A 15,469-nucleotide genomic window follows, 5' to 3' on the forward strand; every position below is an offset into this window, starting at 1 on the left:
GATGCTAAGCACCTGCCCAGCGTCGTGTGGACGATTTCAAGCTAGGCGTTAGTGAGCACGCGGTTCGTGGCGAGCCATTCGTCGATGTACGCCATGGTTACCGGGAGCGCATTCCCGGAAAAGACGAGGTGGTCCGAGCCGGGAATGTCCACGCAGGTCCCCCGCGGATAGCGCGCGGCCGTCTTAGGGGCGATCTGGGGCGGCACCATACGATCGTGTTCGCCGCGGATCGCAAGCACCGGCGTCGCAATCGCGGCGAAGTCGACGGTGGCGGCTTTGCCCCGGTCCAGAAATGGAAAGACGATCTCGCAATACGCGCGCCCCGATTCGCAGACGAAGCCGGCGAATACCTCACGGGCAACCTCTTCGGTCTGCGCGTTGGCTACCCACCGGCGAAACCGGGGCCACGTAGTGGGATACAGCGGGTTGGCCCACGGTCGCGGCTGTAAAAAGTGCCGCCCGAACACGCTCCCGAAACTGCGCAGCGTTGCAGGAGTCGGAGCGAAGATGCCTGCCGCCGGTGTCGGGCAGGCGGCGATGACGCCGGCATGACGGGTACGTGCGGCGACGAGCTGCGCCAGCAGACCGCCCAGTGACAGTCCCACCAACAGCGGTGGCGAGCCTAGCGAATCGACGAGCGCGACGAGGTCTTCCGTGTAGTCATGCATGCTCAGCGACGCGATTTTCATGGCGCCCTCTGCCAAAGGCAATTCGTGATGGCGGAGCGTCGGGGTGTGCACCGTATAACCGCGTTCCTCGAAGGCCACGCGAGCGGGACCCCAGTGATCGCCGCGGCCCCACGTGCCGTGGATGAGAACGACATGCTTGGCGCCGGACATGGAACAAAGGATGACACCCAAGGGTGTCATCAACGGTCGAATCACTTCGGTAACAAGAATCAGCGCATGTGCCGGTTGTCCGCCTCAGAGCGACTGCCCTTCGCGCGGCTCGGCGCTCACTTGCCGCGTAGTCGCTGTGAGGCGGACACGCAGCACACGCCGACCCTCTTGTGACTCCTGTGAATGACGGCGGCAACCGGCCGCAGCACCGAGCGTCACGCCAGCGTGGCTGCGGTCGCCGAGCGTCACGCTGGCGTGACCGAATGACCGCGCCAAACGAAAGTGCGGTGAAGCCGCAGTAGCGCGACCTCACCGCACAATCGGTGAAAAAGGGTCAGCCCTCGATGATGAACTGTTCGAGCTGTGCACGCGCGATGTCGTCCGGCAGTTGCTTCGGCGGGCTCTTCATCAGGTAGGCCGACGCCGGGATCACCGGTCCGCCGATGCCGCGATCCTTGGCGATCTTGGCCGCCCGCACCGCGTCGATGATGACGCCCGCCGAGTTGGGCGAGTCCCACACCTCGAGCTTGTACTCCAGGTTCAGCGGCACGTCGCCGAACGCGCGGCCCTCGAGCCGGACGTACGCCCACTTGCGGTCGTCGAGCCAGCCGACGTGGTCGGACGGGCCGATGTGCACGTCTTTGGTCTTGAACTCGCGCTGCAGGTTGGAGGTGACGGCCTGCGTCTTGGAGATCTTCTTGGACTCCAGCCGTTCGCGCTCGAGCATGTTGAGGAAGTCCATGTTGCCGCCCACATTGAGCTGCATGGTGCGGTCCAGTTGCACGCCGCGGTCCTCGAACAGCTTGGCCATCACCCGGTGGGTGATGGTGGCGCCGACCTGGCTCTTGATGTCGTCGCCGACGATCGGCACGCCCGCGTCGGCGAACTTCTTCGCCCACACCGGGTCCGAGGCGATGAACACCGGCAGCGCGTTGACGAACGCCACGCCGGCGTCGATGGCGCACTGGGCGTAGAACTTGTCGGCCTCCTCGGAGCCCACCGGCAGGTAGGACACCAGCACGTCGACGTTGTTCTCCTTGAGGACCTTGACCACGTCGACCGGCTCGGCGTCGGACACCTCGATGGTGTCGGCGTAGTACTTGCCGATGCCGTCGAGCGTCGGGCCGCGCTGCACCGTCACATTGGTGGGCGGCACGTCGGCGATCTTGATCGTGTTGTTCTCCGAGGCGAAGATCGCATCGGACAGGTCGAAGCCGACCTTCTTCGCGTCCACGTCGAAGGCCGCGACGAACTTGACGTCGCGCACGTGGTATTGGCCGAACTTCACGTGCATCAGACCGGGCACGGTGCTGTTCTCGTCAGCGTTCTGGTAATACTCGACGCCCTGTACCAGCGAAGAAGCGCAGTTACCGACGCCGACAATGGCGACTCGTACGTCCGACTGCGCCTCTTCCGCCTTCGGCGGCTGGTGCTCACTCATAGGGCGTTCTCCTAACTCCATAACTTTGTGTCGCAGCTGATGGGATTCGTGCAGGGGTTCTACGTCTGCTCGGAGAGGCCGGGCATGGCCCGCTCCGCAGCAATGAGCTCGTTGAGCCACTTCACTTCGCGCTCACTGGACTCGAGCCCCAGTTGGTGAAGTTGGCGGGTGTAGCGGTCGAACGAGTTACTGGCCCGCGCCACGGCCTCGCGCAAGCCCTCCCGCCGCTCCTCGACCTGACGGCGGCGACCTTCCAGGATGCGCATGCGCGCCTCTGCCGGAGTCCGGTTGAAGAACGCCAGGTGTACCCCGAAGCCGTCGTCGGTGTAGTTGTGCGGGCCGGTGTCGGCCACCAGCTCCGCGAAGCGCCGACGGCCCTCGTCGGTTAGCTGGTAGACGCGTCGGGCGCGCCGAACCGGCGTTCCGGCCGGGGCGGCGTCCTCGGCGATCAACCCTTCGGCCTGCATCCGCCGCAGGGCCGGGTAGAGCGAACCGTACGAGAAGGCACGGAACGCACCGAGGAGGCCGGTTAGCCGTTTGCGCAACTCGTAACCATGCATCGGCGATTCGATGAGGAGGCCCAGGATGGCGAGCTCGAGCATCGAATCACCCCCTTTGCATGGTTGGTTACGACGGTCCGACGCCTCGCGTAATCGTATCGTCTCGATATATTCGCCACAACACCACCGAATGTTCGTCCGCTATTAGTCCGGGGACGCGGAATGAAGTCGGGCCGGCTAAGACGGCAGGTTCAGTTGCTTGACGGTGCCGTCACCTGCGAAGACGATGTAGCCACCACCGTAGTCGCTGGAGACATACAGCGATAGCGACAGGGCACCGGGGGTGGTCGGGTCCGTCGCCGGTTCGATGTTCAAGTATTCGGTTTTGATGTCCGACGGCTTCATGTGGAGGGTCTGCGGTGCGCCGCGCATGATGCCCACCGTCGCCGTGACGTCGAACTTGCTCAGGTCGACCGGAAGGGGACCGTCGGCCGAACTTTTGGCCGAGCTGGTCGGGTCGCCCCAGCCGCCGCGGTAGGTGTAGGCCAGCACCCGGCGATCGTCGGAGCGGTCCGGCCGGTCGAGGACGGCGTAGGTCGGGTAGATCACGAGTCGATACCCCACGACGTCGCCGAACCGTTTGCGAGTTTGCTCGATCAGGCCGGTCAGTCCGCCGACCGAATGCAGTTGGGTGGGCGGGGTCAGCACCACGGGGCCGATGCCGTCAGGCTTGGCTCCGGGGTCGGTGGTGAAATCCAGCGGTGACTTGGTGTTGCCGTACATGCCCCAGCCGATGCCGACGCCCAGTAGCACCGAGACGACGAATGCGGCGGCAAGCATGCCCCAGCCGCGCAGCTTCGGCGGCACCGGCCGGGCCTGGGCGACAGGCGTCTGAAGCGCGCTGCTGTCGGTTTGCAGGTCGGTCACCAGGGCCTGCAGATCGCCGAGTGTGACCGCCTTGGTGGCCGCGCTGACCCGTTCGCGGTGCTCCTCCATGGAGAGCTCACCGTCGGTCAGGGCGTTGTCGAGGATCTTGCAGGCGTCCTGCCGGTTGATGTCTTTGGCGCGAGTGCTCGCCGCCACCCCGCCGCCCAGCGACGTCCCGAGCCACTTCGCCACGGGGATGATCGTAGAGTCCGGGCGCCGTTCGGCGCACAATGCCACCGCCCCGGTACCCCGCGCGGGCCGCCACAGGTTTGGTTGCGTATCGGCGGTCCGGATGGCGACGTACTCTGGTGGGCGTGCGACTGCAGCGACAAGTGGTGGACTACGCGCTCCGGCGGCGAGCACTGCTGGCCGAGGTGTACTCGGGCCGCACGGGCGTGTCCGAGGTTTGTGACGCAAACCCTTATCTGCTGCGCGCCGCCAAGTTTCACGGGAAATCGAGCCAGGTCATGTGCCCGATCTGCCGCAAGGAGCAGCTGACTCTGGTGTCGTGGGTGTTCGGCGAACACCTCGGTCCGGTATCAGGCTCGGCACGCACGGCCGAAGAGTTGGTCTTGCTCGCGACTCGCTTCGAGGAGTTCGCTGTCCACGTCGTGGAGGTATGCCGAACCTGCGAGTGGAATCATCTGGTCAAGTCGTACGTGCTCGGAGCGGCGCGCCCGCCCAAGGGCACCCGCGGCACGCGGACGGCGCGAAACGGCGCGCGCACGGCCATTGAATAACGACGGACGCCAGAACCAGTCGTCCGGCGACGCGGATGGGCCGACGACTGAGCGGGCGGGGAAACACGGAAGCGGCGAGCGTCCGCGCGGCGCGTCGTCGGCGGCCGGCCAGCGCCGCGGGGTTCCGCCCGATGACCGGCTGACGACCATCCTTCCGCCGGTCGTCGATGACCGGTCGCCCCGGCGCCCCGATCCCAGCATCGAGGAAGTCAAGGCCGCGCTGGACAGCCCACCGTCGACGCCCTTGCAGCGCGATGCGCTCGAGGAGGTCAAGGCCGCGCTCGACAGCCGGACGCCGCCGCGCCGTGAGCGGCCGACCGCGGGCGGCCGCCCGCCGGAAGGGCCACCACCGCCGCCCGGGCCGGGGGGACGCCCCGGTGGGCCGGATGGCTTCGGGCCCCGGCCGCCGCGTGAGGTCCACTGGACCCAGCAGATCAACTGGTTGTGGGTGCGGCGAGCGGCCTACCTGTCGGCGGCGGTGCTGGTGCTCTTGCCGATCGTCACGTTCACGATGGCCTACTTCATCGTCGACATCCCCAAGCCGGGCGACCTGCGCACCAACCAGGTCTCCACCATCCTGGCCAGCGACGGGTCAGAGATCGCCAAAATCATTCCGCCCGAAGGCAATCGGGTCGACGTCAACATCAACCAAGTGCCGGTGCACGTGCGCCAGGCGGTGATCGCCGCCGAAGACCGCAACTTCTATTCCAACCCGGGGTTCGACTTCAGCGGCTTCGCGCGCGCGGTGAACAACAACCTCTTCGGCAACGGTGACCTGCAGGGCGGGTCGACCATCACCCAGCAATACGTGAAGAACGCGCTGGTGGGGTCGGCTCAACACGGCATAAGCGGTCTGATGCGCAAGGCCAAGGAACTGGTGATCGCGACCAAGATGTCGGGGGAGTGGTCGAAAGACGATGTGCTGCAGGCCTACCTGAACATCATCTACTTCGGCCGGGGCGCGTACGGCATCTCCGCCGCCACCAAGGCTTACTTCAACAAGCCCGTCGAGCAGTTGACCGTCTCGGAGGGGGCGCTGCTGGCGGCGCTGATCCGTCGGCCGTCGGCGCTGGACCCGGCCGTCGATCCGCAGGGCGCGCGGGCCCGTTGGAACTGGGTGCTCGACGGCATGGTGGAGACCAAGGCGCTGTCGCCCAGTGACCGCGCCGCGCAGGAGTTCCCGCAGACGGTGCCACCCGACCAGGCGCGTGCGGAGAACCAGACGACGGGCCCCAACGGGCTCATCGAGCGTCAGGTGACCAAAGAGTTGATGGAGCTGTTCAACATCGACGAGCGCACCCTGAACACCCAGGGCCTGCAGGTCACCACCACCATCGACCCCAAAGCCCAGCAGGCCGCCGAGAAGGCTGTGTCGAAATACCTTGACGGGCAAGACCCCGACATGCGGTCGGCCGTGGTGTCAATCGACCCCCACGACGGGTCGATACGCGCCTACTACGGCGGTACGGACGCCAACGGTTTCGACTTCGCGCAGGCGGGCCTGCAAACTGGGTCGTCGTTCAAGGTGTTTGCCTTGGTCGCCGCGCTCGAGCAGGGGATCGGGCTGGGTTACCAGGTCGACAGTTCGCCGCTGACCGTCGACGGCATCAAGATCACCAACGTGGACGGCGAGGGCTGCGGGACCTGCAACATCGCCCAGGCGCTCAAGCAATCGCTGAACACCTCCTATTACCGGTTGATGCTCAAACTCAAGGGCGGACCGCAGGCCGTCGCCGACGCCGCGCACCAGGCCGGCATCGCGACCAGCTTCCCCGGCGTGGACCACACCCTGTCCGAGGACGGCAAGGGCGGGCCGCCGAACAACGGAGTGGTGCTGGGGCAGTACCAGACCCGCGTCATCGACATGGCCTCGGCGTACGCCACGCTTGCCGCCTCCGGTGTCTACCACCGGCCGCATTTCGTGCAGAAGGTCGTCAACTCCGAAGGCCAGGTGCTCTTCGACGCGAGCAACTCCGACAACAACGGCGAGCAGCGCATCCCCAAGGCGGTGGCCGACAACGTCACCGCGGCCATGGAGCCGATCGCCAGCTATTCGCGCGGCCACTCCTTGTCCGGTGGCAGGCCGTCGGCCGCCAAGACGGGCACCACGCAGCTGGGTGACACCAACGCCGATAAGGACGCCTGGATGGTCGGGTACACGCCGTCGTTGTCGACGGCCGTGTGGGTGGGCACCGCCAAGGGCGACGTGCCGCTCGTAACCGCCTCGGGCGCACCGGTTTACGGCTCCGGACTGCCGTCGGACATCTGGAAGTCCACGATGGACGGCGCCCTGAAGGGCACATCCAACGAATCCTTCCCCAAGCCGACCGAGATCGGCGGTTATGCGGGTGTCCCGGCGCCGCCGCCCCCGCCGCCCGCGCCGTCGGTGACCGTCATTCAGCCCACCGTCGAAGTGGCGCCCGGCATCACCATCCCCGTCGGCCCACCCACGACGGTCACCGTTGGGCCATCACCGCCCGGCGGTGGCGGCCCTGGCGGCCCCGGCGGACCCGGCGGACCCGGCGGACCCGGCGGACCCGAGCCGGGCGTGCCGCCGGGTGGACCACAAGCTCCCCCGTCGTCACCGCCGCCGTGACCGACCCTGAGCGGGGCAGCGCCACCATTTCTCCGGAGCCGCTGGCCGGCGATCTGCGCAGCGTCGACAACCGCGACTGCCCGAGCCGCACCGACGCGTTGGGCGCCGCGCTGGCGGACGTCATCGGGGGACCGGTGGGCAGGCACGCGCTGATCGGCCGCGCCCGGGTGATGACCCCGCTGCGGGTGATGTTCTTGATCGGGCTGGTATTCCTGGCGCTCGGCTGGTCGACGAAGGCGGCCTGCCTGCAAAGCACAGGCGCCGGGACGGGTGACCAACGGGTCGCCAACTGGGAGAACCAACGCGCGTACTACGAGTTGTGCTACTCCGATACGGTTCCGCTGTACGGCGCGGAGTTGTTGAGCCAGGGCAAGTTTCCGTACAAGTCGAGCTGGATCGAGACCGACGGCAGCGGCACCCCCCAGACCCGCTACGACGGCCGGCCCGCGGTGCGCTACATGGAATATCCGGTGCTGACCGGGATGTATCAGTACGTGTCCATGGCGCTGGCGAAGACCTATACCGCGCTGAGTAAGCTCGCTCCGCTCCCGGTGGTCGCCGAGGTGGTGATGTTCTTCAACGTCGCGGCGTTCGGCCTGGCGCTGGCCTGGCTCGCCACCGTTTGGGCGACCGCCGGCCTGGCGGGGCGCCGGATCTGGGACGCGGCCCTGGTGGCCGCATCGCCCCTGCTGATCTTCCAGATCTTCACCAATTTCGACGCGCTGGCAACGGCATTCGCGATGGCCGGGCTGCTGGCGTGGGCGCGGCGCAAACCGGTGTTGGCCGGCGTGCTGATCGGACTGGGCGCCGCGGCCAAGCTGTATCCGCTGTTGTTCCTCGGTCCCATGGTGGTCCTGGCGATCCGGACGGGGCGCTTTCGCGCCCTGGCCCGCACCACCGGGACCGCCGCAGTGACGTGGCTCTTGGTGAACCTGCCGGTGTTGGTGCTGTTTCCGCGCGGGTGGTCGGAATTCTTCCGGCTCAACACCCGGCGCGGCGACGACATGGATTCGCTTTACAACGTGGTGAAGTCGTTCACCGGCTGGCGCGGGTTCGATGCCAAGCTCGGGTTCTGGGAGCCGCCGACCGTGCTGAACACGGTGGTCACGGTTCTGTTTGTAATCGGTTGTGCGGCAATCGCATACGTGGTGATGACGGCCCCCAAGCGGCCGCGTCTGGCGCAGCTCCTGTTCTTGGTGGTGGCGGTTTTCCTGTTGACCAACAAGGTGTGGAGCCCGCAGTTCTCACTCTGGCTGGTGCCGCTGGCGGTGCTGGCCCTGCCGCATCGCCGGATCCTGCTGGCGTGGATGACCATTGATGCGGTGGTGTGGGTGCCGCGGATGTACTACCTATACGGCAACCCGAACCGCTCGCTGCCGGAGCAGTTCTTCACCACGACGGTCTTGCTGCGTGACATCGCCGTCATCGGGCTGTGCGCGTTGGTGATCCGCCAGATCTATCGGCCCGACGAGGACCTGGTGCGCTGGAACGGCCGGGTGGACGACCCCTCGGGCGGCCCCTTCGACCGCGCCCCGGACGCCCCGCCCCGGTGGCTGCCGGACTGGCTAGGACCCGTCGGCATGCGCCCGGCGCCGGACCCCGAGATTGAGTCCGCGGTGCCGGCTGGAGCGGCGCCATGACTCTGGTCGCCATCCCGCTATTCCCCCGGGTGACCGCGCTCGACGCGGTGGGACCTTACGAAGTGTTGCAACGCATCCCGTCGGTCGAGGTGGTGTTCATCGGTCACCGCCGGGGCGAGGTCCGCACGGAGAACGGGATGCTCGGCCTCAGCTGCGATGCGAGATTCGACGAGGTCACCTCACCGGATGTGGTGCTGTTTCCCGGCGGGATCGGCACGCGCCGGCTGATCCACGACCACACCATCCGCGCCTGGCTGCAAGCCGTTCACCCGACCACGAAGTTCACCACGTCGGTGTGCACCGGCGCGCTGCTGCTGGCCGCTGCGGGCCTGCTCGACGGGCTCACCGCCACGACGCACTGGCGGGCCAGGGACCTGCTCAACGAGCTGGGCGCCCAATATGTGCCGGACCGGGTCGTCGAGCACCTGCCGCAGCGGATCATCACCGCCGCCGGGGTCTCCAGCGGCCTCGACATGGCCCTGCGGCTGGTCGAGCTCCTGGTCGACCGCCAGGCCGCGCGGGCCGCTCAGCTGCTCATCGAATACGACCCGCAGCCGCCGTTCGATTCCGGCGCCCTGGCCAAGGCCGATCAAGCGACGGTGGACCGGGCGACCGAATACCTGGACGCCCGGCGATAGCCGGATTGTTCGAGCGCCCGGATTCGTCCCGATTTTGGAGGCCACCCCGCCCATCCGGTAGCCTGATCCGGTTGCCGACGCAGGCGACCCTCCTGCCACGGAACGACCGTGGCCGTTCAGACCAGAGGAGGTGGTGAGGTTTCCATGCGTCCATACGAAATCATGGTCATTCTTGACCCCACGCTCGACGAGCGCACGGTTGCTCCGTCCTTGGAGACGTTCCTGAACGTCGTCCGTAAAGACGGCGGCACCGTCGAAAAGGTCGACATCTGGGGCCGGCGCCGGCTGGCCTACGAGATCGCCAAGCACGCCGAAGGCATCTATGTCGTCGTCGACCTGAAGGCGGAGCCGGCGACGGTCTCCGAGCTCGACCGCCAGCTGAGCCTCAACGAGTCGGTCTTGCGCACCAAGGTCATGCGCACCGACAAGCACTAACACCCGTGACTGAGTCGCGGGCCCACGGTCGGTGGACTTGCGTAGGCTCAGCGAGGATACGTGCCATTCACCGTCGGAGCAGCGAGTAGCAGGGCGGAACGAGGAGGAAATTGTGGCTGGTGACACCACTATCACCGTTGTCGGAAACCTGACAGCCGACCCCGAACTGCGGTTCACTCCGTCCGGCGCCGCCGTCGCGAATTTCACCGTGGCGTCGACACCGCGGATCTATGACCGTCAGAGCGGGGAATGGAAAGACGGCGAGGCGCTCTTCTTGCGATGCAACATCTGGCGGGAAGCCGCCGAGAACGTCGCCGAGAGCCTCACCCGCGGCGCACGTGTGATCGTGACCGGCCGGCTCAAGCAGCGTTCCTTCGAGACGCGCGAAGGCGAGAAGCGCACCGTCGTCGAGGTCGAGGTCGACGAGATCGGGCCCTCGCTGCGGTACGCCACGGCCAAGGTCAACAAGGCCAGCCGCAGCGGTGGCGGTGGTGGCGGCTTCGGTGGCGGCGGTGGGTCCCGTCAGGGATCTGCGCCGGCGAGCAGCGCACCCGCCGACGACCCGTGGGGCAGCGCCCCGGCATCCGGGTCCTTCGGCGGCGGCGACGACGAACCACCGTTCTAAAAACTTCAACAGCAAGAAACGGAAAGAAAGACAGTCATGGCTAAGTCCAGCAAGCGACGTCCGGCTCCGGAAAAGCCGGTCAAGACGCGGAAGTGTGTCTTCTGCGCGAAAAAGGGGCAAGCGATCGATTACAAGGACACCGCGTTGCTGCGCACCTATATCAGTGAGCGCGGCAAGATCCGGGCGCGGCGCGTCACCGGCAACTGCGTGCAGCACCAGCGCGACATCGCGATCGCGGTGAAGAACGCCCGCGAGGTGGCTCTGCTGCCCTTCACCTCCTCGGCGCGATAGCCGCCGAACCCGAAGCGAAAGTACGAAAAGGATGAAGCTGATTCTGACGGCCGACGTCGACCACCTGGGTACCGTCGGCGACACGGTCGAGGTCAAGGACGGCTATGGCCGCAACTTCCTGCTCCCGCGTGGGCTGGCGATCGTCGCCTCGCGCGGCGCGCAGAAGCAGGCCGACGAGATCCGCCGTTCCCGCGAAGGCAAGGCGGTGCGCGACCTCGGGCACGCCCACGAACTCAAGACGGCGATCGAGGCGCTGGGCCCCATCCGGTTGCCGGTGCGGACGGCGGCCGACTCCGGCAAGCTGTTCGGCTCGGTGACGTCCGGTGACGTCGTCGCGGCCATCAAGCAGGCCGGCGGACCCAACCTGGACAAACGAATCGTCCGGTTGCCCAAGTCGCACATCAAGGCGGTCGGCACCCACCCGGTGTCGGTGCACCTGCATCCCGACATCGACGTCGAGGTCGCACTCGAGGTCGTTGCGGAGAGCTAAGCCTCCAGCGTTTGCTCATTCCCGGCGGCGGCCATCATCGGCCGCCGCCGGGCTCAGTTGTGCTGCGGTCACGCGGTCTGGCCGCAGGGCGGGCGGTCGCAGACGCGCGTCCTAGCGAACTATCGCCAGGGGGTCTCCAGAGGACCCTATTTACCCTGCCGTAACGCGGCGAAAATATGGCCGAAAGCCAACACGCCCGGCGCAGTAACCTGCGGCGACACGCCGTAGTGATTCTTGTCCACACGAATTTCGTCGCGTTACATGGCCCTTAACAGCACCGATGTCAGAGCCCCTTGAATTCATACACAGGTTCTCCACACCCCACTCAACACAGGTGTCGACGGATATGCACACACGATGCACAGGTTCATGAACAGCGGCCCTTTCACCTAGTAGCCAGCAACGTCTAACGTCGTCCCGGCGCGAGGCGTGCGAGTGCTGTGGGGCGAAAGTGTCGGCTCCTTGACTTACGCTGACGAGAGCGGTTTTCGAATGTACGTTCGGATGCGTGGCAGGGGAGGAGGGATCCATGGCGGTCGTCGATGACCTGGCGTCGGGCATGGATTCGCCGGCGCCCAGTGAGGACTTCGGCCGTCAGCCACCGCAGGACCTCGCCGCGGAGCAGGCGGTGCTGGGCGGCATGCTGCTGAGTAAGGACGCCATCGCCGATGTGCTGGAACGGCTGCGGCCCGGCGACTTCTACCGCCCCGCGCATCAGAACGTCTACGACGCGATCCTGGACCTCTACGGCCGCGGCGAGCCGGCCGACGCGGTGACGGTGGCCGCGGAACTGGACCGCCGCGGGATGCTGCGGCGCATCGGTGGTGCGCCTTATCTGCACACCCTGATCTCGACCGTGCCGACAGCGGCCAACGCGGGCTACTACGCCACCATCGTGGCCGAGAAGGCGCTGCTGCGCCGACTGGTGGAGGCCGGGACGCGTGTAGTGCAGTACGGCTACGCGGGCGCCGAGGGCGCCGATGTAGCTGAGGTGGTCGACCGGGCGCAGGCGGAGATCTATGAGGTGGCCGAGCGCCGGACGTCGGAGGACTTCGTCCCGTTGGAGGACCTGCTGCAGCCGACGATGGACGAGATCGACGCCATCGCTTCCAACGGCGGAGTCGCGCGCGGTGTGCCCACCGGCTTCACCGAGCTCGACGAGGTGACCAACGGTCTGCACGCCGGGCAGATGATCATCGTGGCGGCCAGGCCCGGGGTGGGCAAATCGACTCTTGGTCTGGATTTCTTGCGGTCCTGCTCGATCAAGCACAGGCTGGCCAGCGTCATCTTCTCGCTGGAGATGAGCAAGTCCGAGATCGTCATGCGGCTGCTTTCGGCGGAAGCGAAGATCAAACTCGCCGATATGCGTTCCGGGCGCATGAGCGACGACGACTGGACGCGGTTGGCGCGGCGGATGAGCGAAATCAGCGAGGCGCCACTGTATATCGACGACTCGCCGAACCTGACCATGATGGAGATCCGCGCCAAGGCGCGCCGGTTGAAGCAGAAGGCCGACTTGCGTCTGGTCGTGGTCGACTATCTGCAGCTGATGTCGTCGGGCAAGAAGGTTGAGTCGCGTCAGCTAGAGGTTTCGGAGTTCTCGCGCCAACTCAAATTGTTGGCCAAGGAACTCGAGGTTCCCGTTGTCGCGATCAGCCAGCTCAACCGCGGCCCCGAGCAGCGCACCGACAAGAAGCCGATGCTCTCTGACCTTCGTGAGTCGGGATCGCTCGAGCAGGACGCCGACATGGTGATCCTGCTCAACCGGCCCGACGCGTTCGAGCGGGACGATCCGCGCGGGGGAGAGGCGGATTTCATTCTCGCCAAACACCGTAACGGCCCGACCAAGACGGTCACCGTCGCGCACCAACTGCACCTGTCACGTTTCTCCAACATGGCGCGGTAGCGCAGAGGTTAGGTCCTCCTGTCAGCGAAAGCGGAGGTGCAACGTCGCCAGGCCAAAGATCTTCCGGCCAGCGGACTTCGCGCCGACAATGACGACACCGGTGCGGGTTGCCGGGTCCAGCGACTTGATCCGGCCGCTGTATTCGATGTCCGCACCCCCGGCGGCCGACACGATCACAGGCTGGGACAGGCGCACCGCGTAGCGGGTCACCGCGCCGGGATCACCCGACCATGCGGAGGCGAATCCGGCACCCAAACCCATGGTGAGCATTCCGTGAGCGATCACATCAGGCTGCCCCGCCAGTTTGGCGAGGTTCTCGTCCCAGTGAAGCGGGTTTGCGTCGCAGGCCACTCCGGCGTAGTTCACCAGGTCGCCGCGGGATAGTCGGGCGTGGTGCACCGGTAACTCGTCGCCGACATTTACGTCATCGAAGGATGGCGTCCCGGGGATACGGGTCGGATCTCCCTGGGCGATGCGAATCTCCCCCTCGGGGCGCACTGTCTTGTGGTAGGCCGCATCGGAGTAGTCGATGCCGGCGAGGTTCACGTCGTGCATCATCACTTGCTGCGCGATCGTCCGGATCGCCGGATCGACATCCTCGGAAGTGACGCCGACGACGGTGGTGTGAAGCGTATGCACGCGCTCGCCGGCAGTGTCGGTGAAAGTGTTGGTCACGGTGATCAGGTCTCTGCCCGCGATTCTGCGCACCGATGACAGCTCGACGTCGATGTGTAGTTCGTCGCCGGCGACGATCGGTCGATGCTGCTCGAAGACTTCTTCGGTCTGCAGGTACATCTCGTAACCGATGACCACCGATTCGAACAGGTGTCGATTGGCTGCCATTGCGGGGGCCGACGTGAATGTCAGCGGCGCCACCAGGCCCGAATATCCCAGCTCAGCGGCAGCGGCGACATTCCAGTGCGCGGGGTGATAGTCCTGCACGGCACGCGCGAACTCGCGTATCTTCTCGCGGCCGACCTGGTATGTGTCGTCGACCTGGTAGTAATGGCCTACCCGCGATTCGAGCACTGACGTTTCTGTTGCTGCGGTCATGAATTGCCCAACTTTTCTACTGGCCTGTTCACGGAGGCCGGCGAACGCACCCTAGCGTGCACGATAGCCCCGACATGACGGCGGCTATGTCGTCGTCAAGCCCATGTCATCGAATTTCGGACCGGTTTCGCGGCCATCGCGCGGAGGCACTAGTTTCCCTAGCGTGATGTCGTCAGCTGCTAGCGCTCTCGCGCGATGGATCGCTCCCGCCCTAACTGTTGCGGTCGTTGCCTGCCTTTGTATCTCTGCCGGCACGCCACATGTCGGCCCCGCCCCGACGGTGCGCTTGACCAGCGACGGGGACCCGCTGGCTGGAGCCCCGTTCTACGTCAATCCCAATTCGGCGGCCATGCGCGCCGCCCAGAGCGCCGACCCGCCGAGCCCCGAGTTGACCGCTATCGCCAACACACCGCAGGCGTACTGGATCGTCCCGGGCTCATCGGCAGGCACGGTCGGAAAGTACGTTGGCGATGCGAACGCCGCCGGCGCCATCCCGGTCCTGGCGATCTATGGGATTCCGCACCGTGATTGCGGCAGCTTCGCCGCGGGTGGGATGGGATCGGGGGCAGAGTACCGAAGCTGGATCGACGGCATCGCCGCCGGTGCGGGCGGCTCTCGGGTCGCGATCGTCGTCGAACCCGACGCGCTCGCGATGGCCGATTGCCTGTCGGCCGATGAGCGCCAAGAACGCTACGACTTGGTCCGGTACGCCGTCGACACGCTTACGCGCGATCCGAACGCGGCCGTCTACGTCGATGCCGGTCACCTGCGCTGGCATAGCGCCGAGGACATGGCCGGCAGGCTGAAGCAGGCCGGCGTGGACCACGCGCGCGGTTTCAGCCTCAATACGGCGAACTTCTTCACCACCGAGGACGAAATCGGTTACGGCGAAGCGATTTCCGGGCTCACGACCGGATCGCACTACGTGATCGACACGTCGCGCAATGGCGCCGGTCCAGCGCCGGACTCCGGACTCAACTGGTGCAACCCCAGCGGGCGGGCACTGGGCACTCCGCCTACGGCGGCCACCGCGGGCGCCCACGCCGACGCGTACCTGTGGATCAAACGTCCCGGTGAATCGGACGGATCATGCGGCAAAGGTGATCCGGCGGCGGGCACTTTTGTGAGTCAGTACGCCGTCGATCTGGCCCGCAAGGGTGGTCAGTAGCCGGGATTCACGCCGAGGCCACAGCCCTGGGGCGCGATTGGCTGCGTGCTCGGCACTACCGGCACTACCGTGCAAACGCCTCGCAACGTCAGGCCTTCAAGCCCGACAGCACTCGCGGCGAACAATTCCGGCGATCGGTTCGAACCGCCAGCGAGCGTGAATTACTGGCGTTACGCTCGG

The 15,469-nt window shown here is 66.3% G+C and carries 15 protein-coding genes; 10 read left to right on the forward strand and 5 right to left on the reverse strand.

The window, feature by feature from the left end; genetic code table 11:
• Window positions 1–41: 41 nt before the first annotated feature.
• The 4 genes from A5678_RS02790 to A5678_RS02805 form a co-directional block, all read right to left on the reverse strand.
• Window positions 42–839: an alpha/beta hydrolase gene (locus tag A5678_RS02790; RefSeq protein ID WP_068038046.1), complete on the reverse strand. Its 798-nt coding sequence runs from the start codon at window positions 837–839 to the stop codon at window positions 42–44.
• A gap of 334 nt (window positions 840–1,173) precedes the next feature.
• Window positions 1,174–2,280, reverse strand: coding sequence for an inositol-3-phosphate synthase (locus A5678_RS02795; protein WP_068038048.1), 1,107 nt, complete (start codon window positions 2,278–2,280; stop codon window positions 1,174–1,176).
• 59 nt (window positions 2,281–2,339) lie between these two features.
• A complete protein-coding gene (locus tag A5678_RS02800) occupies window positions 2,340–2,882 on the reverse strand; it encodes a PadR family transcriptional regulator (RefSeq protein ID WP_067949264.1) in 543 nt (180 codons plus the stop codon).
• Window positions 2,883–3,017: 135 nt separating this feature from the next.
• Window positions 3,018–3,899 (reverse strand): DUF1707 domain-containing protein, encoded by an 882-nt coding sequence (locus tag A5678_RS02805; protein WP_068038051.1) that lies wholly within the window; start codon window positions 3,897–3,899, stop codon window positions 3,018–3,020.
• 122 nt (window positions 3,900–4,021) lie between these two features.
• On the opposite strand from A5678_RS02805, the gene A5678_RS02810 reads away from it, so the two are divergent.
• The 9 genes from A5678_RS02810 (at window position 4,022) to dnaB (ending at window position 13,068) form a co-directional block, all read left to right on the forward strand.
• Window positions 4,022–4,447 carry a DUF5318 family protein gene (locus A5678_RS02810; RefSeq protein WP_068038250.1) on the forward strand — a complete coding sequence of 142 codons (426 nt, stop codon included), beginning with the start codon at window positions 4,022–4,024 and terminating at the stop codon, window positions 4,445–4,447.
• Window positions 4,448–4,586: 139 nt separating this feature from the next.
• Window positions 4,587–7,043 (forward strand): transglycosylase domain-containing protein, encoded by a 2,457-nt coding sequence (locus tag A5678_RS02815; RefSeq protein WP_231983564.1) that lies wholly within the window; start codon window positions 4,587–4,589, stop codon window positions 7,041–7,043.
• A complete protein-coding gene (locus A5678_RS02820; protein ID WP_068038059.1) occupies window positions 7,040–8,683 on the forward strand; it encodes a glycosyltransferase family 87 protein in 1,644 nt (547 codons plus the stop codon). The genes A5678_RS02815 and A5678_RS02820 overlap by 4 nt, the downstream gene beginning before the upstream one ends.
• The gene (locus A5678_RS02825) at window positions 8,680–9,321 is read left to right on the forward strand and encodes a DJ-1/PfpI family protein (RefSeq protein WP_068038062.1); all 642 of its coding nucleotides are present in this window, start codon (window positions 8,680–8,682) and stop codon (window positions 9,319–9,321) included. Before A5678_RS02820 ends, A5678_RS02825 begins: the two co-directional genes overlap by 4 nt.
• A gap of 144 nt (window positions 9,322–9,465) precedes the next feature.
• Entirely contained in the window at window positions 9,466–9,756 is a 291-nt protein-coding gene (gene rpsF / locus A5678_RS02830; RefSeq protein WP_036362157.1) for a 30S ribosomal protein S6, read from the forward strand.
• Between the two features lie 112 nt (window positions 9,757–9,868).
• Window positions 9,869–10,381, forward strand: coding sequence for a single-stranded DNA-binding protein (locus A5678_RS02835; RefSeq protein ID WP_068038065.1), 513 nt, complete (start codon window positions 9,869–9,871; stop codon window positions 10,379–10,381).
• 36 nt (window positions 10,382–10,417) lie between these two features.
• Window positions 10,418–10,672, forward strand: a complete 255-nt coding sequence (rpsR, locus tag A5678_RS02840; RefSeq protein ID WP_068038067.1) for a 30S ribosomal protein S18 — start codon at window positions 10,418–10,420, stop codon at window positions 10,670–10,672.
• Between the two features lie 31 nt (window positions 10,673–10,703).
• Window positions 10,704–11,162, forward strand: coding sequence for a 50S ribosomal protein L9 (rplI, locus tag A5678_RS02845; protein ID WP_068038070.1), 459 nt, complete (start codon window positions 10,704–10,706; stop codon window positions 11,160–11,162).
• Between the two features lie 529 nt (window positions 11,163–11,691).
• Window positions 11,692–13,068, forward strand: coding sequence for a replicative DNA helicase (dnaB, locus tag A5678_RS02850; RefSeq protein WP_068038072.1), 1,377 nt, complete (start codon window positions 11,692–11,694; stop codon window positions 13,066–13,068).
• Between the two features lie 21 nt (window positions 13,069–13,089).
• Here dnaB and A5678_RS02855 read toward each other — a convergent pair whose 3' ends face one another.
• Window positions 13,090–14,121 (reverse strand): fused (3R)-hydroxyacyl-ACP dehydratase subunits HadA/HadB, encoded by a 1,032-nt coding sequence (locus A5678_RS02855; protein ID WP_068038074.1) that lies wholly within the window; start codon window positions 14,119–14,121, stop codon window positions 13,090–13,092.
• 163 nt (window positions 14,122–14,284) lie between these two features.
• Between A5678_RS02855 and A5678_RS02860 the strand changes: the two genes are divergently transcribed.
• Complete coding sequence (locus A5678_RS02860; RefSeq protein ID WP_156746733.1) at window positions 14,285–15,289, forward strand: glycoside hydrolase family 6 protein; 1,005 nt, start codon at window positions 14,285–14,287, stop codon at window positions 15,287–15,289.
• The last annotated feature ends 180 nt before the right edge of the window (window positions 15,290–15,469 follow it).

It is taken from the genome of Mycobacterium sp. E2733 (assembly GCF_001667585.1).
GTDB lineage: Bacteria > Actinomycetota > Actinomycetes > Mycobacteriales > Mycobacteriaceae > Mycobacterium.